Genomic DNA, 19,627 nt, shown 5'->3' on the forward strand with positions numbered 1-19,627 from the left:
TCGGCCGCAATACGCACTACCCGATCAGCCGAACAGATCCTCGGCGGCAGTCACCCGAAGGGCTCGTTCCGCCCAGATCAAGAGCTGGGCCCGGTCAGGACAGTCGGCGACTCGTTCGCGGACCTGGTCCGGCACCGGGATGCCGCGCCATTCGAGGGTCTTGAAGATCATCTCGATCTGAGCCTGGATCCGGCCTTCCTCCCGGCCTTCCTCACGGCCTTCCTCACGCGTCTGCTCAGCGAGCGGGTGTCGCCAGAAGTACTGCGTATCCGTCATGAGGTCCCTCCAGATCTGCCGTGCCTCGGGGTCCTTCAGGCACGAGTCGACGAACTGCACGAAGACCGCGGCGCTCTCCGCGTCGATGGTATGCAGGGCGGCCACCAGGGATTCCAGTATGACGGCAGCCTGGGGGCCCTTGCCATGCGTCATCGCCGAGAGCACCGCGAGAGATACGTCCCGCTCGGCCGCCCGCTCGTCCGCGATGACCGGTACGTTGTCCGGGCCCAGCACGAGCGGCCGTACTGTCAGAGAAGGACGTCCACGCACTCCGAGATGGATGGGCTGCGCCGCCCAGCGCGCCGTGGCACGGCTCTGAGTGATCACGATCAACACCGGGTCGCAGTGGTACTTCGCGTACAGGTAGCTGAGGTAGTACGGCCAACTGCGCCGCTTCGCCTCGTCCTTCTTTCCCTGGGACTCGACGACCAGGAGATACGTCCCCTCGTCGGTCTCCGCCCGTAAGAGCGTGTCCACGCGCCGCTCGACCGGTTCGATCTCCGTGAGGTCGACGTTCATGGCAGCGAACTCGCGCGGCTCGGGGAAGGGCACGTGCAACACGCGTTGCAGGGTGCGGGTGAGCAGCGAGGGGTCCTTCTGGAAGATGCGGTGCAGCGCCTCGTGCGGCGAGCTGACCATCGGATCTCCTTTCTGTCGGGATGCTCAACGAGCTAGGCGGCCATCAGTTCGCACCACACGTATTTGCCTGGGTGGCCGAACCGGGACGACGGCTGCCATCCCCAGATGTCCGTGCACGCGCGGACCAGGGCGAGACCCCGGCCGGTTTCCGTGTCGGGCTCGGCCAAGTGGCACGGTGGTTCCGGAGGTTCGGGGTCGGCATCCCAGGCTCCGATCCAGAGCGCTCCGTTCGACCAGCGGACGCGCAGGGCCGCCGGGCCCTTGGTGTGGAGTACGGCGTTGGCGATCAGTTCGGTGGCGAGGAGTTCGGCGGGGTCGAGGAGGGCGGTCAGGCCGTGCGCGGTGAGGATCAGCCGGAGGGTGCGGCGGGAGACGGTGACGGCTCGGGGGTCGTGGGGGATGTGGAGGACGTACTCCCAGGGTTCCGCTGCCTTTTCGGGCATGGGTGAACTCCGTTCGGGGGGGGTGGGGGGTTGTTCGGGCTGTCGGTGGCATTGCCTCAGCCGTCACGGCATGACGGAGTGGTGCGCTTCCGGGGCCCGGTGGTACCGCAGCGTATGCAGCGCGTGACTGACGGTATGCCTAAAATTTATGACCAAGCAACCCGTTCGCGTAGCCTTGCCCCCGAACGGGGCACCCGGGACGACAAGTTGAACCACGGAGCTGGACATGGCGACGAGGCGAAACCCCACCGCACGACAAGTGCGACTGGGTACCGAGTTGCGCAGAATGCGTGACGCGGCAGGCCTGAAGGCCACCCAGGCAGCCGCGCTGCTGGGAACCAGCTCCGCCCAGATCAGCCAGATCGAGTCCGGCATCGCGGGAGTGAGCGAGGAGCGCCTACGACGTCTTGCAGCCCACTACGCCTGCACGGACCACGAGTTGATCGACGCGCTGGTGGCGTTGGCGACCGACAGGACACAGGGCTGGTGGGAAAAGTACCGTGGGCTGCTGGCCACAGCGTTCCTGGACCTCGCCGAGCTGGAGCACCACGCCACGTACCGGCACAACGTCGAGTTCCTCCATATCCCCGGCCTTCTCCAGACCGAGGAGTACTCGCGCGCGATCTTCTCGTACCGGGTTCCGGAACTGCCCTACAGCGAACTTGAGTTGCGCGTACGACACCGGATGGACCGAAAGGTCGCCATCGAAGGACCCAACCCCGTTCCGTACACGGCGGTGATCCACGAGTCGGCGCTGCGCATCAGGGTCGGAGACCGGGCTGCCGCACGCACTCAGCTCACGCGCGTACTGGAGCACTCCGAGGCAGACCACATCACCATTCGCGTCATCCCCTTCGACCTCGACGGTTTCGCCGGGGCAACGAGCGGCATGACCTACGCGGGCGGACCGGTTCCCAAGCTGGACACGGCCTTACGTGACACCCCCCACGGCACCGCATTCATCGACGCCGAAGCCCAACTCGGCGCACTTCGAACGATTTTCCGTAAAGTAGAAGCCGTAGCGCTGGAACCCGAGCGTTCGCGTGACTTCATCCACAAACTGATGAAGGAACTGTGAGGCAGCCCATGACGACCCGCGACAACTGGCAGAAGTCGTCGTTCTCAGGCTTCGGTGATGGCAACGACTGCGTCGAACTCTCCGCCGCCCCCGACGACATACACCTCCGCGAATCCGACACCCCCACCACCGTCATCGCCACCACCCGCGCCCCCCTCTCCCACCTCCTCCACGCCATAACCACCGGCAGGCTCACCCCACCGCCCGCTGATGGAGCATGAGACATCACATGGCCCAAGCGCTGAACTGGCAGAGGTCCACCTTCTCCGGCGGCGGCGAGGGCAACACCTGCCTCGAACTCGCCTGGGCCGCCGGCGCTCCCGCTCTCCACCTCCGCGAATCCGAAACGCCAGCCACCGTCCTCGCCAGCAGCCCTGCGCCCATCGCACAACTCGTCCGCGCGATAACCTCCGGCAGGTTCACCCCGCGTCGCCCGTGATCACCAAAGTCCCTCGGTCAACTCCGCGCCCGGACGCTACGGCTCGCACGCCACTCCGTCGCCATCACGGTCGAGGTGGGGCCCATACCCCGGCTCCCCGGCGTACACAGGTGCAGCCCCAGCGGCCCGTGCCGCGTCACAGTTCTCGTAGTAGACGTCCTCCGACGGCTGCACCGCCTCTGATTGCGTAGCCGTGCCTTCCTCGCTGTCCAGCTGCTCGTCCACGGGTTCCTCGGTCACCGTTTCGGTTACAACACCCGGTACGGGTTCTGAGGTTCCCGTCTCGGTGACCGTGACAGTCGGCGCGGGACTCGGGCTGTCTTCAGACTGCCCTGTCGCGGTCACGATGGTGATCAGCGCCATGAGACCGACGATCAGCCATAACCACCACGGCCCTTTGTCCCGCTTGTTCCGCGAGCCACCCCTCGAAGTACCAGCCCCAGAGGATGGCCGGTTCTGTCTTCCAGAAGCCCCCCAGCGATTTGCACCGGACATGACCGCCTCCGAAACGACTCCTGCTTTCAGTGCACCACCGACGAACCGTTTCCGCCTGCCAGAAGCCGGTCGTGAGGATGCTGGCAGGGCGCAGCCGCCCCATGCCTGGTTGATCCGGGGCATCCCTTCGGTTCGCTCTGAGTGATCGAGACCGAGGTCATCCGACGCCGAGCCGCCAAGGCCACCGCGACCCGCGACGAGAGTCGGGCCAGACTCTAAGACGAGGTCCTGGGCCAGGCCGATTTCAGTCGGAGGGACACCCCTGCACATCCAACCGGCGGTCGCGCAGGTCGATAATTACTTCTTGGCCGCCAGCAATTGCAACTCCCGGAACTGACGCTTGTCAGAGGGCTTCGGCTCGCACAGCACCCGGGCGATCTCGCTTACGCCGGCATCGTGCAACAGCCCGGCCAGGCAGTCGGGCGACCAGCGATAGGCCGTCATCACCGAGTGGTCGAAGGACTGGGTGGGAATCGCGGAGTTGTCAGTGGCGAAGCAGCTGATCAGCAGATGGCCGCCGGGGGCCAGGACCCGGGCGAACTCCGCGACCACGGTCGGGAGGTCCTTCGGTGGGACATGGATGATGGAGGATCGCGAAAGCACCCCGCCCAGCGCGCCGTCCAGGATGTCCAGCGCTGCCATGGAGCCCACCTCGAACCGCAGCTCCGGGTTGGCCTTCTGTGCCAGCTCGATCATCGCGGGCGACGCGTCGACACCGAAGGCACGCAGTCCCAACCGTCCTAGATGAGCGGTGATATGACCCGGTCCGCAGCCTAGATCTGCGACCTCGCCTTGCCCATCAGCGCGCACCGACTCGGCGAACGCGGCGAGCAGCGCACGCTCCAGCGGTCGGTCGCGCAGGGTATCGGCGAAGTGCTGTGCGTAGCGCGTTGCGACGGCGTCGTATGCGTCGCGGATGGCGGGAAGGGAGTCCAGTTCGACCATTCCGGGAATGTAGCGGCCGCCACTGACACGAGCAGCGCCCGGTGTGACGCGACAGCCGAGGTCGCTGCCCAAATCGCGTAAGACGCGCCGCCGTTCAGCCGGAAGTCGCGCGGCAGCCGTACTCCGGGGGGCATCGGAGCCTTTCCCTTGCGGCAGCCAGCTGTCGGGCAGTCACACCCGAGGGTCACAACACGAGCAATACGCCACACAGCGGTGCTCATCCAACGATGATGCGACTATCCACACACGTCCAGGGGGGACCATGAGCAACACCACGCCACCACCCGCGCCTGGCTTCCCACCGCAACTCCCGCGTCCGGCAGAGCCACCAAAGAAGAACCACACCAACGCGATCATCATCGGCGCCGCAGTCGCCATCATCGCCACGATCATCACCACCGGCGTCGTCGTCGTGCAGACCCGCGACGATGCCAGCCCGCCAGCCGTCACCACCGCGGAGTCGAGCGCCCCAGCTGAGGACGACTCCGTGGCCACGGCGGTTCAGGAGCCGGACCCTGAACCGACGTACGCGGAGGTCGACGCCGACAGCTTCACGATCAAGCTGCGCACCACAACACGGCACTGCTTCGGGTCGGCGGGCTGCAATGTGACGGTCGAGCCGAAGCTGACATACACCGGCATCGAGGATCTCGACCCGGACGCGGTGTACGAGATCACCTACGAGATCCGCGGTGACGAGTCCGGGCCGGTCATCGAGACGGCGGAGCTGTCGGATCAGACGAGTCTCAGCTACAGGCCGACTTCGATCAGCACTGCCTCGGCGAGCACGAAGGTGTCTGTGAAGATCACCGACGTAACAACTCGGGGGTACTGAGGCTCTCACGAGCAGTTCGGCCCCGCCAAAGCGAATATGCAAGGGGACGTGGCAACACTGCTCATCATGCGGCTGTTGTGCGGAGCCCGGCGAAAGGAGTTGTGAGGCGCCCCATGGAGTACACCCCGCGCTGGCAGAAGTCGACCTTCTCCGACGGCGGCGAAGGCGATACCTGCATCGAACTCTGCGCAGCCCCCGGCGACATACGCCTGCGTGAATCCGACACGCCAGCCACCCACCTCCGCACCGCCCCCACCCCCCTCGCCGGGCTCCTTGGGCACATAAAGGCCGGCGGGTTCCGTACGACAAGCTGAGGTAAGCCCCCGGCGACACGCGGGGGTTGGCTGGATGGCTGGTGGGGGCGCCCGTTTTTACCGTGGCCCCATGACCGCCACCCCCCACACCACCCCGACCGCCCTCATCACCCTCACCCTCACTCTCGCCCTTCTCGGCGCCATCGTCCCCGCCCACGCCCACGCGGCGGCGGACCCCCTCCAGCGCGACGCCGACGCCCTGCGCGACAGCGGCGTGACCGGGGTCGCCGTGCGGCTGGACGGACCCCGGGGGACGCGGGGCGCCCGCAGTGGGGTCGGGGATCTTCGTACCGGCGCGCCCGTACCCCCCGCCGGGTACATCCGTATCGGCAGCACCACCAAGGCCTACGTCGCGACCGTCCTCCTGCAGCTCGTCGGGGAGGGGCGGCTGTCGCTGGAGGACCGGGTGGAGCGGTGGCTGCCCGGGGTGGTGAAGGGCAACGGGAACGACGGCGGCCGGATCAGCGTGCGACAGCTGCTGCAGCACACCAGCGGGCTGCCCGACTACATCGCCGACGTCGTGCCCGAGCTGAGCGCCGCCGGGTATCTGAAGCACCGGTCGACCACGTACACCGCGCGACAGCGCGTCGCCTTCGCCATGACGCATCCTCCCGTTTTTGAGCCTGGGGCCCGCTGGGAGTACTCCAACACCAACTACATCCTCGCCGGGATGGTGATCGAGGCGGTCACCGGGCGGGGGTGGGAGGAAGAGGTGCGCGAGCGGATCCTGCGGCCGCTGCGGCTCACGCGCACCTACGCGCCGGGCGTCGACCCGACGCTGCCCCGCCCCCACGCCCGCAACTACCAGCAGTTCGAGCCGGGGGACGACGCCCCGTGGACCGACACCACCCTCGCCTACCTCCCCTTCGACGGGGACGCCGACGGGTCGATCATCAGTACGGCCGCCGACACCAACCGCTTCTTCTCCGCGCTGCTGGGCGGCAGGCTCCTCGCCCCCGCCCAGCTCGCCGAGATGCGCCGTACCGTCGCCGTGCCGGACGCGCCCGGCGAGGTGCCGGGGTCACGCTACGGACTCGGGCTGGCGTGGACCCCGTTGACGTGCGGCGGCGGCTACTGGGGCCACAGCGGCAGCAACTTCGGGTCCTTGACGTGGCCGGGGACGACGTCCGACGGCCGTACCTCCGTCACCGTCGCCGTCCACAGCCGGCCGGGCGACGAAGAGACCGCCGCGCGGCAGATCCAGGGCATCACCGACCTCATCGACCACGCCCTGTGTGGACGGACCAAGAAGTAGCCACCGGGCCACGCGGGTAGCGGCCCCTCTACCCCTCCGGAACCGGCCCCTGCCGCACCGGCCCCGCCCGGTCCAGCAACCCCGTCCGGGCCGCCAGTGCCGCCGCCTCCAGGCGGGAGCCCACCCCCAGCTTCATCAGAACCCGTTGCACGTGGGTGCGGGCCGTCGACGGGGCGATGCCCATGCCCGCCGCGATCAGGCGGGTGTCCTCGCCGTCCGCGACGCGGACCAGGACCTCGACCTCGCGCGGGGTCAGCATCTGGAGCAGCCGCTGACCCTCGTCGTCCGGCTGGGCGGCGGGGTTCAGCAGCTCGCCGAACGCGCTCTGCAACAGCTGCGGCGCCACCGCCGCCTCACCCGCCCTGGCCTTCATGATGGCCCGCTCGACGCCCTCGATCCGTTCGTCGTGGCGGACATAGCCGGACGCTCCCGCGGCGAACGCCGCCGCGATGCCGCGCGGGTTGGGTACCGGGCCCAGGACCAGTACCGCCACCTGCGGGCGTTCCCGCTTGATCTTCACCACCGGGTCGAACATCCCCGGCTCGGCGGGTGTCGCCGTGCCGAGCAGGCACACCTCCGGTGCCCTGGTGATCACCAGTTCCGCCGCGCCCGCCGCGGGCGCCGCCGCCGCGAGCACCCGGTGTCCCCGCAGCTTCAAGGCCGAGGCCAGCGCCTCGGCCAGCAGTCGGTGGTCGTCGACCACCATGAGCCGCACTCCCATCGAGCCACCCCACCCCCCAGTCCCCCACAGTCCCCCAGATGGTTGCCCACTATGGCCGCCCACCGGACCTCGCGGACAGAAGCCCCCCGACTTCCCGTCGACTCGCCCGTCGACGCCCGCTCTTCATGCCCCCGGAAGCTACACGCTTGTTCGACGTTGCGCTCCCCCTACGGGAGAGAAGTGCCCCGGATTACCGAAATTCCCTCCTATTCGAGCGTGATGGGGGATACGTGCACGGCCCCGCCCCTGAGCTGGGGCGGGGCCGTGGAACGAGGCCGAGGGGGCGCGTGGGGTTACTTCGCCCCGAAGCCGAGCGCCGTGTACTCCTTCTCGTCGTCCGAGTACGGCTTGCTGACGAGTTCCGAGCCGATGAACCAGCGGCCGTCGGCGTAGAGCATCTCGCTCATCGTCGGCGTCATGGCGCTGATCGCGCGGAGCACCGACTCGGAGGCCGGGGTCTCCAGGAGCTTGGTCTGCTTCAGTGTCTTGCCGTCGATGGAGACGATCTGGGCACCCTTGTCGTACGGGCCGTCCTTGTAGGCGATGATGTTCGGCCCGTCCATCCGGATCGGGAACAGCTCGTGGTCGTCGCCCGCGTCGACGCGGTCACCGGTGGACTTCCCGGTCGCCAGCGAGAAGGAGACGATCTCGTTGGTGGAGCTGTACGCGCCGGTGCCGTCGTGGCTCTTGGTCGGCATGTACACCTTGTCGTTGCCGACGTAGATGCCCCTGCAGGCCCAGACACCGCGGACCGGGCACTCGTAGTCGTACTTCTCCTCCGGGATGGAGATCTTGGCGCGCAGCTTGCCCTTGTCGTCCAGGGAGAAGATGTCGGTCGTGCCGGTCAACGGGACGTCGCTGCCGGTCACCACGCCGAAGACGACCGGGTTGGTGGAGATGACCTTGGCACGCTGGATGCCGGAGGGCACCTTGTACGTCCACTTGACGCTGCCCGACTTGGGGTCGAGGAGCTGGATCTCGAAGGTCTCGCTGCCGTAGTCGCCGCACTTGCGGACCGCGATCAGCTGGGCGCCGCCCGCGTAGCCCTCGTCGGTGCACTCGCCGGCCTTCGGCGACCACAGCGTCTTGCCGGAGTTGACGTCGAACGCGGCGCCGCCGGAGTACCCGCCGGCCGCGGCGACCGTCGTACCGGAGATGGTGACCTCGCCGAACGGCACCTTGCTGCCGCTGAGGTCGGCGCTCTTGGTCCACACCTCCTTGCCGGTCTCGACGTTGAACGCGGTGACCTCGGTGCAGGGCTGGCGGTCGTCGTTGTTCTTGCGCTTGCCCGCCTCGGTCACCACGACGGCGATGCCCTCGGTGGTGATCTCACGGGAGCCCGCGCAGGTCTGACCGGTCAGGTCCAGCGTCCACTTGGTCTTGCCGCTGTCCGGTTCGTAGCCGACGATCTTGTTGAGCGCGGACTTGGCGTACGTGGTCTTCGTCAGCCAGGAGCCCTTGACGCTGTCGATCTGGAGCTTTTCCTTGACCTCGTGCGCCGGCACCTGGAAGAGGATCTTCGCGCTGGGGCTGGACGGTGCCTTCTCCTGGGCCGTGGTCGGGATCTCCACGCCACCGGACGACGAACCGCCGGAGGAGGAACCGCCGTCGTCGTCGCCCTTGGTGTCGTCCTTGCCGCCGGAGGTGCCCTCCGAGCTGGCGGTGTCCTTCTTGCCGTTGTCGTCGTCGCCGTTGGAGGTGGCGATGTAGACGCCGCCGCCGACGATGAGCGCGATGGCCGCGACCGCCGCGGTGATGATGATCGCCGCGGAGTTCACCTTCTTCTTGCCGCCGGGGCCGCCGGGACCGCCCGGGTGGCCCACCTGCGGCTGCATGGGCATGGTCTGCGGCTGGTAGCCGTACGGCTGCTGCCCGTAGGGGCCGGGCGCGGGCTGGCCGTACGGGCCGGGCTGCGGCTGGCCGTACGGGCCGGGCTGCGGCTGGCCGTAGGCGCCCGGCTGACCGGGCTGGGTCGGGTAGCCGTAGCCGGGCTGCTGCGGCGGGGGCGTCTGCGGGTAGCCGTAGCCCGGGGCCTGCGCGGGCGGGCCCTGCGACGGGGGCGTCGGGGCGCCGAAGCCGCCGGCCGGCGGCGGGGTGGGCGCGCCGAAACCGCCCTGCGGCGGGGCGCCCTGCGGCGGCTGGCCCTGGGCCGGGGGCTGTGCCGGCGGCTGCTGGCCCTGCGCCGGCGGCTGGGCGGGCGGCTGGTCCTTGGACAAGGACTGGCCCGGCGGCTGGTTCGGGGGCGGGCCCGGCGGCTGGTTCGGCGGGGGCGGCGGCTGCGTCATGACGTGGATACCTCGGAGCGGATCTCGGTGGTCGGGTGGAGGACGAGCGGGGCTGTCACTTGCCGTAGGCCAGCATCAACTTCTCCTTCGCTTCGTCGGCACCACTCAGGAGGGTCGAGGAGATGTAGAAGCGCCCGTCCAGGTAGTCGACGGCCTTCGCGTAGAAGGAACCCTCGATCGCCGCGGCGCTCGCCGGCATCTGCAGCAGCTTCGTGGCCGTGGGCTTGCCGCCCGTGGTCGGGAACGACACGACCTGGCCGCCCGCGTCCGACGGCTCGACGTACGCGATCAGCTTCCCGTCCTCGGTGCGCAGCGGTTCCATCACCGCGTCGGCGGAGGGCGACTTGACGCGCCACTTCTCCTTGCCGGTGGCCAGGTTCAGCGCGACGATCTCGTTGGTGCCGTCCTTCTCCTCGGTCGGCAGGTAGAGCGTGTTCGCGTCGCTCGCGACACCGGTGCAGCCGGCGAGGTTCCCGCTGAGGATCCCGCCGTCGCAGTCGGGGGCGAACGAGGCGTCGGAGTCGACCTGCGAACGGGTCGATCCGTCGGCCTTGAAGGTGGAGATGTTCCAGGTGTTCTCTTCCTCGTTGGTGAGGTAGAGGACGAGCGGGTCCACGGAGTACGCGTTCTCGACCTTCCAGCCCTTGGGGATCTTCCGCGTCCACTTGGCCTTGCCGGTGCGCGGGTCCAGCTCCTGGACCTCGTCGTGCTCCTTGTCCGTGGTCACCGCGCAGGAGGAGACGACGACCAGCCGCGCGCCGCCCGTGAACCCGGACGGGTAGCAGGACTGGCCGTAGGACTTCTTGTCGAAGAGCTTCTTGCCCGTGTCGATGTCGTACGCCGTCCCGGACTGCGAGCGGCCCACCACGAGCGTGTCACCGGCGAGGGCCAGGGAGACGCTGTGGGCGCTGTCGAACAGGTCGCCCTTCTCCAGCTGGGCCGACCAGCCCTTGTCGCCGGTGTTCAGGTCGATCTGCTGGAGCTGGTCGCAGTCGGCGTTCTTCGAGGTGCTCTTCTGGTACGCGACCACGGCCCGGTCGTCGGAGGTCTTCTGCGGCGTGACCGCGCAGATCTTGCCGGGGAACTCGATCGGGTCCCAGGCCGGGTCGCCGTCGCCCACGTTGTAGGCGAACAGCTGCTTGTACGCGGGCTTCACGGCGACCTTGTCGGTGACCCACAGGCCGGGGGCGCCCGCGCCGGAACCGGGGGTGTCGGGCGCGCTCTTGTACCAGAGCACCTTCGCCTCGCCGTCCTTGCGGTCCGCGTTGAGGTCGGAGATCTCGAGGTCCTCGCCGCCGTCGCCGCTGCCGTCGCCCTGGTTGACGGGCGCGGACGGCGCGTCCGAGGGCTTGTCGTCCTCGGAGGGGCCCGTGCTCTCCTTGGCGACCGGCTTCTTCTCGCCGTCGTCCCCGATCTTCGTCACGGCGAACACGGCGCCGCCGACCACGAGCAGTGCGGCCACGGCGGCACCGACGACCATCGCGGGCCGGCCCTTGAAGGGGTTCTTCGAGCCACCGCCGCCGCCACCGACCGGCGGGGGCGTGGGCGCGCCCGCGTACTGCGACTGCGGGTAGCCGTAACCGGCCTGCGAGGCCGGGTTGTACGGGCCGGGCTGCGCGTAGGGGCCGGGCTGCTGCGGCTGGCCGTACGGGCCGGGCTGGGTGTACGGGCCGGGCTGGGCGGGCTGCTGCTGGGGCGGGTAGCCGTAGCCGGGCCCCGGTGCGGGCGGGCCCTGCGGCGGAGGCGTCTGCGGGTAGCCGTACGGCTGTTGCGGTTGTTGCGGCTGCGACGGCGGTGGTGGATTCTGCGGTACTCCGTAACCGCCCTGCGGCGGCTGATCGGGCGGCTGAACCATCAGCGCTTTCCCCCTGTTCGCTGCTTTCGAGCCACCCGTGTGACCGCGTGGTATCGCTTCTCAGACTGTTCTCAGACGGCTCTTTCTATCACTGCGACGCGCTCGCACATGGGGCCGGTCGCTCCCCTGTTCCCAAGGGAGAACCGGCCCGTGATGCCCCCGTTACGCTCCTTCACGCCCCCTTCACGGGACATGCGCGGGGCCTTGGCGTCGAACACCAGCCCCAACGGCGGGCGGCCGCCCGGATCGGCCGACCAGGCATCGACCAGGCGTCGACTAGGCGTCATCCGCCAGTTCAAGCCACCGCATCTCCAGCTCCTCCTTCTCGGCGAGCAGCGCCCTCAACTCGGCGTCCAGCTCTCCCACTTTCGAGAAGTCCGTCGCGTTCTCGGCAATCCGCGCATGCAACTTCGCCTCCTTCTCGGAGACCTTGTCCAACTGCCGCTCGATCTTCTGGAGTTCCTTCTTCGCGGCTCGGGCGTCGGCGGCGCTCTTCTGCGTCGCGGCCTCGGCGGCGGGCTTCACGGCGACCCCGGCGGACGCCGCCGCGGCCTCCTCCATCTTGTGGCGCCGCTCGATGTACTCGTCGATCCCGCGCGGCAGCATCCGCAGCGTCGCGTCACCGAGCAGCGCGAACACCTTGTCCGTCGTCCGCTCGATGAAGAACCGGTCGTGGGAGATCACGATCATCGAGCCGGGCCACCCGTCGAGCAGGTCCTCCAGCTGCGTGAGCGTCTCGATGTCGAGGTCGTTGGTTGGCTCGTCGAGGAAGAGGACGTTGGGCTCGTCCATCAGCAGCCGCAGCAGTTGCAGCCGCCGCCGCTCACCACCGCTGAGGTCGCCCACCGGCGTCCACTGCTTCTCCTTGTTGAAGCCGAAGGTCTCGCAGAGCTGCCCCGCCGTCATCTCGCGCCCCTTGCCGAGGTCGACGCGGTCGCGGACCTGCTGCACGGCCTGGAGCACCCGCCAGGTCGGGTCGAGTTCGGCGACCTCCTGGGACAGGTACGCGAGCTTCACGGTCCTGCCGGTGACGACCCGCCCGGCGGCCGGCTGCTTCTCCCCCTCGCTGCGCGCGGCGTCCGCCATGGCGCGCAGCAGGGAGGTCTTGCCGGCGCCGTTGACGCCGACGAGGCCGATCCGGTCGCCCGGCCCGAGCTGCCAGGTCAGATGCTTCAGCAGCACCTTCGGACCGGCCTGCACGGTGACGTTCTCCAGGTCGAACACGGTCTTGCCGAGGCGGGACGACGCGAACTTCATCAGCTCGCTGGTGTCGCGCGGCGGCGGTACGTCCGCGATCAGCTCGTTGGCCGCCTCGACCCGGAAGCGGGGCTTGGACGTACGGGCCGGGGCGCCGCGCCGCAGCCAGGCCAGCTCCTTGCGGACCAGGTTCTGCCGCTTGGTCTCCTCGGTGGCGGCGATCCGCTCCCGCTCGGCGCGGGCGAAGACGTAGTCGGAGTAGCCGCCCTCGTACTCGTAGACGGAGCCCTTCTGCACGTCCCACATCCGGGTGCAGACCTGGTCGAGGAACCACCGGTCGTGGGTGACGCAGACGAGGGCGGAGCGCCGCTCGCGCAGATGGTTCGCGAGCCAGGAGATGCCTTCCACGTCCAGGTGGTTGGTGGGCTCGTCGAGGACGATCAGGTCCTGCTCCTCGATGAGCAGCTTGGCGAGCGCGATGCGCCGCCGCTCACCGCCGGAGAGCGGGCCGATGACGGTGTCGAGCCCCTGCGGGAAGCCGGGGAGGTCGAGCCCGCCGAAGAGTCCCGTCAGTACGTCCCTGATCTTGGCGTTGCCCGCCCACTCGTGGTCGGCCAGGTCGCGGATGACCTCGTGCCGGACGGTGGCGGTGGGGTCGAGGGAGTCGTGCTGGGTGAGCACGCCGACGTGGATGCCGCCGGAGTGGGTGACCCGTCCGGTGTCGGCCTCCTCCAGCTTGGCGAGCATCCGGATCAGGGTGGTCTTGCCGTCTCCGTTCCGCCCCACGACGCCGATCCGGTCCCCTTCGGAGACGCCGAGCGAGACCCCGTCGAGCAGGGCACGGGTGCCGTACACCTTGCTGACGTTCTCGACATTGACCAGGTTGACGGCCATTACTCTCCTGCCACGGGGACGATCGACCCTCCAGGGTAGTCGGCGGGGCGCACGGGTGTGACGGGCGGCGCCTTGCGGAGCAGGAGCGCGGTGGTGGCCGGGTGCGGGTGTTCGGTGGGCTTCTCGCGCAGTTCCCCGCGCCCCCTAGAAGACCAGGCCCTGCGAGCCTGAAAAGCGCGGGGCGCGGCCCCTAGCTTTTCAGGGGCGCGGGGAACTGCGCGAGAAGCCCCACCGGGGCCGCGGCCGCCGACTCGCCTGATCACGCGAGCTGTGTCGCGGCCGTGGCAGGGCCGTGCGCCCCGGGGAAGCCACCACCCGGGGCGCACGGCGGTCCTGTGCGGCCTACCTCCGCCGTTGCTGGATCAGCGCCGTTCCCGGGTCCGTGGAGCGGCCGTGGCCGGCCGGCTCCCGGTGCACGGGCATGTCGTCGCGGACCAGGTTCTCGGGGATGAAGACGGCCGCGGCGACGCCTCCGTCGGTCGACTGCCGCAATTCGACGCGCAGACCCTGACGTTCGGCGAGCCGGTTCACCACGAACAGGCCGATCTGCTTGGCGTCGAGGAGGTCGACCCGCTCCGACCGCAGCTTGCCGTTGGCCTCGGCCATCGCCTCCTCGTTCATGCCGAAGCCGCTGTCCTCGACCTCGATGAGGATGCCGTCCCGCAGCCGGGCCGCGCGCAGCTGGACCTTGGTGGAGGGCGGGGAGAACGCGGCGGCGTTCTCGACGAGCTCGGCGAGCAGATGGATGACGTCGGCGACGGAACCGCCGTTCAGCGACACCTTCGGTACGGCCCACACCTGGACCCGGGTCGCGTCCTCGATCTCGGCGACGGCGGCCCGCAGGACGTCCGTCAGCGCGATCGGGTCGCGCCAGCCCCGGCCGGGCGCGATCCCCGACAGGATGAGCAGCGACTCGGAGTGGCGCCGCATCCGGGTGGCGAGGTAGTCGACGCGGTACAGGTCGTACAGCTCGGCGTGGTTCTGCTGTTCCTGCTGGCGCTGCTCCATGACGCTGAGCAGGTCGAGCTGCCGGTGGAGCAGCACCTGGCTGCGGCGGGCGAGGCTGACGTAGACCCCGGAGATGCCGCTGAGGAGTTCGGCGCGCTCGGAGGCCGCCTTGAGCGCGGCCCGCTGCACGGCGGTGAGCGCGGTGCCCACCTGGGCGAGTTCGTCACCGGCGAGGCGGCGCATCGGGGCCTCGGCGTCGATGTCGACGCCCTGCCCGGCGTGCAGCTTGCGCATCGCCTGCGGCAGCCGGCGCCCGGCGACCTCCAGGGCGGAGTTGCGCAGGTCGAGGAGTTCGACGATCAGGCCGCGTCCGACGCCCACGGAGACCAGCAGCGACAGGAGCACGCCGGCGAGACCGAGGACGACGGCGACGCCGGACGCGCCGAGGTTGTCCCAGCCGAAGACGTCCGCCTTGGCCGCGGCGCCGGTTCCCGCGTCCTCCTCGGCCGCCGCCAGGCCCTTCAGCACGGCCGTCGACGTGGCGTCCCAGTCCTTGAGCACGGCTGTCGACACCGGTCCCGGTCCGGCGTCGGTCACGCCGTCCTCGACCTTGACGAGGGCTGCGTAGTCGTCGCTGTCGAGGAGCACGTCGTAGGCGGGCCGGTGTGCGGTCTTGAGGTCGGCGACGGCCGGCCGCAGCAGTGCGCGCTGGGTGGCGACGGCGCCCACGAACCGCGCGTACTGCTCCTTGCCGAGTGTCCCGGACGCGGTGGCGGCGGCCAGCAGCGCCTGCTCGCGGGCCACGGCGTCGCGGACCCGGGAGAGTTCGAGGACGACCCGCGCCTCGGAGGTCGCGTCGGTGCCCTGCTCGCTGGTGAGCGCGCCGGTCACGGCGAAGGCGTGGTCGATGACGGCGGAGTAGTCGGTGTACGCCGTCGACACCGTGGTCCTGGCGTCCTTCGCGGCCGACCCGGTGGCGCCCGCGCGCAGGGCGGCGAGGTCGCTGAAGTCGGCTTCGAGGGTCTGCAGTCGGTCGGGCAGTGCCGGGTCGATGAGGGCGGCGTCCGAACTGGAGGAGCTGAGGCCCGCGCGGAGCGCCGTCACGGCCTTGTCGGTGGCCTGCTGGTCGGCCCTCAGGTCGTCGAGACTGGTCTCGCCGGGTTTGGCGGCGTACCGCATCGCGGCCGTCCGCTCGCTCTGCACCGCGGTCACGAACTCGGCGACCGGCGCCAGCAGCTCGCTGTTGACGTCCTTGGCCCGTTCGGTGTCACCGATGGCGGCGACGGTCGTCACGGCGGCGTAGCTCCACAACGCCATCAGCGACACGATGGGCAACATCAACAGGGCGACGATCTTCGCCCGCACGGATCTGGGGCGCAGCAGCCGGGTGGTCGCGTGGAAGATTTTCATTGGGGACCTCGTAAGGGGAGGGGAGGATCGAGCGCCCCGTCAGGCGCTCGGGGCGTTGCCGAGGTGCGGCTCCGCCGTGTGTGCGCGACCAGCCCCCACAGGCGCGCAGGTACTCACTGGAGGTCGAGCGGAAGACTCAGGCCGTGGAGAGCTCGACCTCACGCAACAGCTCATCGGCGAAGGAGGACTCGGCCCGCTTCCCCGTCGGCGACAACGCCACGTACGCCGAGGTCAGGAAGAGGAACGACCCCAGCAGCACGGCCAGCGGAAACAGAAACTCGGTGGCCGTCGCCCCCGCCAACTGTGCCGTGCTGGGCGCCAGATCGATGCTCACGGCGTACATCGCGGTGTAGTGCATGCTGCTGACCGCCAGCCCCATCACGAGCGCCGCGATCGCGGCGAGCACACCGCCGCGCACGACCAGCGTCAGCGCCAGCGCGGCGGTCGCGGCGACGACCGCGATCACCACGGAGGCGATGACCAGCGACGGGTCGTAGCCGACCTCGCCGTGCAGGTTGAGCGCGGCCATGCCGGTGTAGTGCATCGCGGCCACGCCGAGGCCGGTACCGAGGCCGCCGAAGGCCACCGCGCGGACCCGGGAGCGGCCGTAACCGGCGGTGAAGACACCGGCGCTGACGACGGCGATCGCCATGACCAGGCTGAGGACGGTCATGGGCACGTCGTAGCGGATCGGGGTGCCCTGCACGCCGAAGCCCATCATCGCGACGAAGTGCATGGTCCAGATGCCCGAGCCGATCGCGAACGACGCCAGCGTGAGCCAGTTCCGCTTGGAGGCACCGTCGGCCTCAAGTGCCCTGACGGTGCAGCGCAGTCCGAGCGCGGAGCCGACGCAGGCCATGACGTAGGAGAGGACGGGGGTGACCCATCCGGCACTGAAGTGATCGATGTGGTCCATGAGGAACCCCTCTCGCCCGCCGCGGGGACGACACCACGCGCACGGGAAGTACCACCGGTAACAAGGCACCGGGGATCGAGATCATGCCACTCGAAGATGACCGGCGAATCACGCGAAAGGGACCAAAAGGCACTTCTGTGAAGATTAAAGCATTGTGGCATGAGTTACAAACTGACGGGTATGACAAACCATTGCATGACCTGCACATTTCCTCCACCGGCCCACTCCGGTCAGGCACTTGACCGTGTGCCGCGACCAATGAGTTCCACCAGCGCCCATCCGGCGAGCGTCATGCCCACAGCCACCGGAGCACTGACCTGGACGGCGATCAACAGGGCCGTACGCCCCTCGAACAGCCCGCCGAAACCAACCATGGAGAGCCCCAGCACCCCGAACAGACACAGCACCGCCCCAAAGGCCGCAGCGGGCCCCGAATACGTCCGCCACCTGCGGAAACCACTCTGCCGAGACGGTCCGGAGGGGCGGGCCGAGGGCCGCTCGAAGCGCCGGAACGCGGCGACGAGAACCGCCGTGAGAACGGCCGCGGCCCCGATCCGCAGGGGCAGTTGGACCCACCAGGAGCCCGTCGCGGGTGTCGGCAGGTCGACATCGAGGGCGAGCAGCACGCCGTACACCCCGAGCATGGCCGAAAGATGCCATAGAAACGCGGTCATCGAGATGCCGTTGGCCGCCACGACCGTCCGCCAGACCTTCGGCCGCTCCAGCCACCGGGCGACCGGCCGGCGCACCCATTCCACCGCGCCGACCAGCCACAGCCCGTGGCACAGCAGCGCGAAGGTCGGCGGCGCCATGTTCGACACCTTCTCCCCCGGCATCCCGACCATCGACAGCGGATACGGCCCGTACGCCACCAGCAGCGCGGCCCCCGCGAGCCCGGCACCGGCGAGCAGATACGGCCGGGTCAGCCGCCCGTCGGCGCGCAGGAACCCGAGTTGGTGGATCGCGAGCCACACGAAGGCGAAGTTGAGGAACTCGACGAACGGCACGTCCAGCGCGAACCGCAGTACGTCCACGAGCGCGGCGGCCGCGATCAGCGCCCCGAACGCGCCCCAGCCGAACCGCTCGTGCAGCTTCAGCAGCGGCGGGGTGAAGGCGACCATCGCAAGATAGATCCCGATGAACCACAGCGGTTGCGCGACCAGCCGCAGCGCCACGTCGAGCAACCCGCCGCCGACGCCCGCCAGATGGAGGAGCGCGGCCGCGGCGCCCCACACCCCTATGAAGACCATGGTGGGACGGAGCAGCCGTTGGAGGCGGGCGCGCAGGAAGGCGGGGTAGACCGAGCCCCCGTCCGGGAACCTGCGGCTGAGCGAACGGTAGGAAAGGGCGTGCGAGAAGCCGCCGACGAAGAAGAACACCGGCATGATCTGCAAGGCCCAGGTGAGGACTTGGAGCTTCGGCTCGACGGCGAGGAGGTTGCCCACCTCCACCTGACCGTCGGCGCCGGTCGTGACCGCAGCCATCAACCAGTGCCCGAGCACGACCGTGCCGAGGGAGGCGACGCGGAGCAGGTCGACGTAGCGGTCCCTGTCGGCCGGGGTGGCGGCGGCGAGTTCACGCGCACTCACGCGCGCGCTCACGGCGGCCCTCGCGCTGGTTGTCGCGCCGGTGGTTGCGGTCATGGGAGTACGGTCGCGCGGGCGCCGGGGCGGGCGGCAGCGCTCCCGTACTCAACTCACCTCTGAGTACCTACGCCCCGGCTCCCCCGACCACGGTCGCCCCCGGCGCGGGCGACGCGGCCACGCGCGCCGCCTTGCACGTGCCGGACGCGAGGAGCCCGTCGGCCACGGCGCGGGCCGACTCCGCGTCCCGGGTGAGGAAGGCCGTGGTCGGGCCCGAGCCGGAGACGAGCGCCGCGAGCGCGCCCGCCGCGAGGCCCTCGGCGAGGGTGTCGGCCAGCCGCGGGAAGAGGGAGAGGGCGGCGGGCTGGAGGCCGTTGGAGTCCGGCAGGAACGCGGCGAGCGCGTCGGCGTCACCCTTGGCGAGCGCGTGCAGCAGCACCTGGGAGGCGACGGGCTCGGGGACGGTGTCGTGCTCGTGCAGCCGGTCGAACTCGCGGTAGACGGCGGGCGTGGAGAGCCCGCCGTCGGCGACGGCGAACACCCAGTGGAAGGTCCCGCCCACGTCGAGGGTCTGGAGCCGCTCGCCCCGCCCGGTCCCGAGCGCCGCGCCACCCACCAGGCCGAACGGCACGTCACTGCCCAACTCGGCGCAGATGTCGAGGAGTTCGGCGCGCGAGGCGTTCGTCCCCCACAGTGTGTCGCAGGCCAGCAGCGCGCCGGCCGCGTCCGCGCTGCCGCCGGCCATGCCGCCCGCGACGGGGATGTCCTTGGCGATGTGGAGGTGGACGGCGGGCTCGACGCCGTACCGTTCCGCCAGCGCGAGGGCGGCGCGGGCGGCGAGGTTCGTGCGGTCCAGGGGCACCTGGTCGGCGCCGGGGCCCTCGCAGGTGACGGTCAGTTCGTCGGCGGGGGTGGCGGTGACCTCGTCGTACAGCCCGACGGCGAGGAAGACGTTGGCCAGGTCGTGGAACCCGTCGGGCCGGGCACCGCCGACCGCGAGCTGCACGTTGACCTTGGCGGGAACGCGAACGGTGACGCTCACGGGTTACGGCACTCCTCGGGGTTCTGCTGGGTGGGTCTGTGGCGGTTCTGGTCTGTG

At 69.7% G+C, this 19,627-nt stretch carries 18 protein-coding genes; 6 read left to right on the forward strand and 12 right to left on the reverse strand.

What is annotated here, in order from left to right; genetic code table 11:
- Positions 1-24: 24 nt before the first annotated feature.
- A complete protein-coding gene (locus GWK25_RS37790) occupies positions 25-915 on the reverse strand; it encodes a hypothetical protein (protein ID WP_215455964.1) in 891 nt (296 codons plus the stop codon).
- Between the two features lie 32 nt (positions 916-947).
- Positions 948-1,358: an ATP-binding protein gene (locus GWK25_RS37795; protein WP_215455965.1), complete on the reverse strand. Its 411-nt coding sequence runs from the start codon at positions 1,356-1,358 to the stop codon at positions 948-950.
- 226 nt (positions 1,359-1,584) lie between these two features.
- On the opposite strand from GWK25_RS37795, the gene GWK25_RS37800 reads away from it, so the two are divergent.
- From GWK25_RS37800 to GWK25_RS37810, 3 genes are read left to right on the forward strand one after another with little or no spacing between them, the layout of a single operon-like run.
- Positions 1,585-2,436 (forward strand): helix-turn-helix transcriptional regulator, encoded by an 852-nt coding sequence (locus GWK25_RS37800; RefSeq protein WP_215455966.1) that lies wholly within the window; start codon positions 1,585-1,587, stop codon positions 2,434-2,436.
- Positions 2,437-2,444: 8 nt separating this feature from the next.
- Entirely contained in the window at positions 2,445-2,657 is a 213-nt protein-coding gene (locus tag GWK25_RS37805) for a DUF397 domain-containing protein (protein ID WP_215455967.1), read from the forward strand.
- A gap of 8 nt (positions 2,658-2,665) precedes the next feature.
- Positions 2,666-2,875 carry a DUF397 domain-containing protein gene (locus tag GWK25_RS37810; protein ID WP_215455968.1) on the forward strand — a complete coding sequence of 70 codons (210 nt, stop codon included), beginning with the start codon at positions 2,666-2,668 and terminating at the stop codon, positions 2,873-2,875.
- Positions 2,876-2,911: 36 nt separating this feature from the next.
- Here GWK25_RS37810 and GWK25_RS37815 read toward each other — a convergent pair whose 3' ends face one another.
- Positions 2,912-3,238, reverse strand: a complete 327-nt coding sequence (locus GWK25_RS37815; protein ID WP_251829222.1) for an excalibur calcium-binding domain-containing protein — start codon at positions 3,236-3,238, stop codon at positions 2,912-2,914.
- Between the two features lie 429 nt (positions 3,239-3,667).
- Positions 3,668-4,315: a class I SAM-dependent methyltransferase gene (locus GWK25_RS37820; RefSeq protein ID WP_215455970.1), complete on the reverse strand. Its 648-nt coding sequence runs from the start codon at positions 4,313-4,315 to the stop codon at positions 3,668-3,670.
- A gap of 262 nt (positions 4,316-4,577) precedes the next feature.
- Between GWK25_RS37820 and GWK25_RS37825 the strand changes: the two genes are divergently transcribed.
- From GWK25_RS37825 to GWK25_RS37835, 3 genes are all read left to right on the forward strand, one after another.
- On the forward strand, positions 4,578-5,150 hold the full coding sequence (locus GWK25_RS37825) for a hypothetical protein (protein WP_215455971.1): 573 nt from the start codon (positions 4,578-4,580) through the stop codon (positions 5,148-5,150).
- Positions 5,151-5,263: 113 nt separating this feature from the next.
- Positions 5,264-5,464, forward strand: coding sequence for a DUF397 domain-containing protein (locus tag GWK25_RS37830; RefSeq protein WP_215455972.1), 201 nt, complete (start codon positions 5,264-5,266; stop codon positions 5,462-5,464).
- 70 nt (positions 5,465-5,534) lie between these two features.
- On the forward strand, positions 5,535-6,719 hold the full coding sequence (locus GWK25_RS37835; protein ID WP_215455973.1) for a serine hydrolase: 1,185 nt from the start codon (positions 5,535-5,537) through the stop codon (positions 6,717-6,719).
- 28 nt (positions 6,720-6,747) lie between these two features.
- Here the strand turns inward: GWK25_RS37835 and GWK25_RS37840 are convergent, their stop codons facing one another.
- The 8 genes from GWK25_RS37840 to GWK25_RS37875 all read right to left on the reverse strand — a co-directional run bounded on the left by GWK25_RS37840 (position 6,748) and on the right by GWK25_RS37875 (position 19,570).
- Positions 6,748-7,440 carry a response regulator transcription factor gene (locus GWK25_RS37840; RefSeq protein ID WP_215455974.1) on the reverse strand — a complete coding sequence of 231 codons (693 nt, stop codon included), beginning with the start codon at positions 7,438-7,440 and terminating at the stop codon, positions 6,748-6,750.
- Positions 7,441-7,733: 293 nt separating this feature from the next.
- Positions 7,734-9,725: a PQQ-binding-like beta-propeller repeat protein gene (locus GWK25_RS37845; protein ID WP_215455975.1), complete on the reverse strand. Its 1,992-nt coding sequence runs from the start codon at positions 9,723-9,725 to the stop codon at positions 7,734-7,736.
- 55 nt (positions 9,726-9,780) lie between these two features.
- Positions 9,781-11,580 carry a PQQ-binding-like beta-propeller repeat protein gene (locus tag GWK25_RS37850; RefSeq protein WP_215455976.1) on the reverse strand — a complete coding sequence of 600 codons (1,800 nt, stop codon included), beginning with the start codon at positions 11,578-11,580 and terminating at the stop codon, positions 9,781-9,783.
- A 276-nt stretch (positions 11,581-11,856) separates the two neighbouring features.
- The gene (locus GWK25_RS37855; RefSeq protein WP_215455977.1) at positions 11,857-13,671 is read right to left on the reverse strand and encodes an ABC-F family ATP-binding cassette domain-containing protein; all 1,815 of its coding nucleotides are present in this window, start codon (positions 13,669-13,671) and stop codon (positions 11,857-11,859) included.
- A 342-nt stretch (positions 13,672-14,013) separates the two neighbouring features.
- Entirely contained in the window at positions 14,014-16,029 is a 2,016-nt protein-coding gene (locus GWK25_RS37860) for a nitrate- and nitrite sensing domain-containing protein (protein WP_215455978.1), read from the reverse strand.
- 136 nt (positions 16,030-16,165) lie between these two features.
- Positions 16,166-16,945, reverse strand: coding sequence for an MHYT domain-containing protein (locus GWK25_RS37865; protein ID WP_215455979.1), 780 nt, complete (start codon positions 16,943-16,945; stop codon positions 16,166-16,168).
- A 230-nt stretch (positions 16,946-17,175) separates the two neighbouring features.
- Complete coding sequence (locus GWK25_RS37870; protein WP_215455980.1) at positions 17,176-18,588, reverse strand: acyltransferase; 1,413 nt, start codon at positions 18,586-18,588, stop codon at positions 17,176-17,178.
- A 67-nt stretch (positions 18,589-18,655) separates the two neighbouring features.
- Entirely contained in the window at positions 18,656-19,570 is a 915-nt protein-coding gene (locus GWK25_RS37875; protein ID WP_215455981.1) for a 4-(cytidine 5'-diphospho)-2-C-methyl-D-erythritol kinase, read from the reverse strand.
- Positions 19,571-19,627 lie beyond the last annotated feature (57 nt).

It is taken from the genome of Streptomyces sp. ATCC 21386 (genome assembly GCF_018728545.1).
Classification (GTDB): Bacteria; Actinomycetota; Actinomycetes; order Streptomycetales; family Streptomycetaceae; genus Streptomyces.

Coding starts and splice junctions, on each gene's coding strand:
- GWK25_RS37790 (WP_215455964.1), bottom strand. CDS start 915: ATGGTCAGCTCGCCGCACGAGGCGCTGCACCGCATCTTCCAGAAGGAC.
- GWK25_RS37795 (WP_215455965.1), bottom strand. CDS start 1,358: ATGCCCGAAAAGGCAGCGGAACCCTGGGAGTACGTCCTCCACATCCCC.
- GWK25_RS37800 (WP_215455966.1), top strand. CDS start 1,585: ATGGCGACGAGGCGAAACCCCACCGCACGACAAGTGCGACTGGGTACC.
- GWK25_RS37805 (WP_215455967.1), top strand. CDS start 2,445: ATGACGACCCGCGACAACTGGCAGAAGTCGTCGTTCTCAGGCTTCGGT.
- GWK25_RS37810 (WP_215455968.1), top strand. CDS start 2,666: ATGGCCCAAGCGCTGAACTGGCAGAGGTCCACCTTCTCCGGCGGCGGC.
- GWK25_RS37815 (WP_251829222.1), bottom strand. CDS start 3,238: ATGGCGCTGATCACCATCGTGACCGCGACAGGGCAGTCTGAAGACAGC.
- GWK25_RS37820 (WP_215455970.1), bottom strand. CDS start 4,315: ATGGTCGAACTGGACTCCCTTCCCGCCATCCGCGACGCATACGACGCC.
- GWK25_RS37825 (WP_215455971.1), top strand. CDS start 4,578: ATGAGCAACACCACGCCACCACCCGCGCCTGGCTTCCCACCGCAACTC.
- GWK25_RS37830 (WP_215455972.1), top strand. CDS start 5,264: ATGGAGTACACCCCGCGCTGGCAGAAGTCGACCTTCTCCGACGGCGGC.
- GWK25_RS37835 (WP_215455973.1), top strand. CDS start 5,535: ATGACCGCCACCCCCCACACCACCCCGACCGCCCTCATCACCCTCACC.
- GWK25_RS37840 (WP_215455974.1), bottom strand. CDS start 7,440: ATGGGAGTGCGGCTCATGGTGGTCGACGACCACCGACTGCTGGCCGAG.
- GWK25_RS37845 (WP_215455975.1), bottom strand. CDS start 9,725: ATGACGCAGCCGCCGCCCCCGCCGAACCAGCCGCCGGGCCCGCCCCCG.
- GWK25_RS37850 (WP_215455976.1), bottom strand. CDS start 11,580: ATGGTTCAGCCGCCCGATCAGCCGCCGCAGGGCGGTTACGGAGTACCG.
- GWK25_RS37855 (WP_215455977.1), bottom strand. CDS start 13,671: ATGGCCGTCAACCTGGTCAATGTCGAGAACGTCAGCAAGGTGTACGGC.
- GWK25_RS37860 (WP_215455978.1), bottom strand. CDS start 16,029: ATGAAAATCTTCCACGCGACCACCCGGCTGCTGCGCCCCAGATCCGTG.
- GWK25_RS37865 (WP_215455979.1), bottom strand. CDS start 16,945: ATGGACCACATCGATCACTTCAGTGCCGGATGGGTCACCCCCGTCCTC.
- GWK25_RS37870 (WP_215455980.1), bottom strand. CDS start 18,588: ATGACCGCAACCACCGGCGCGACAACCAGCGCGAGGGCCGCCGTGAGC.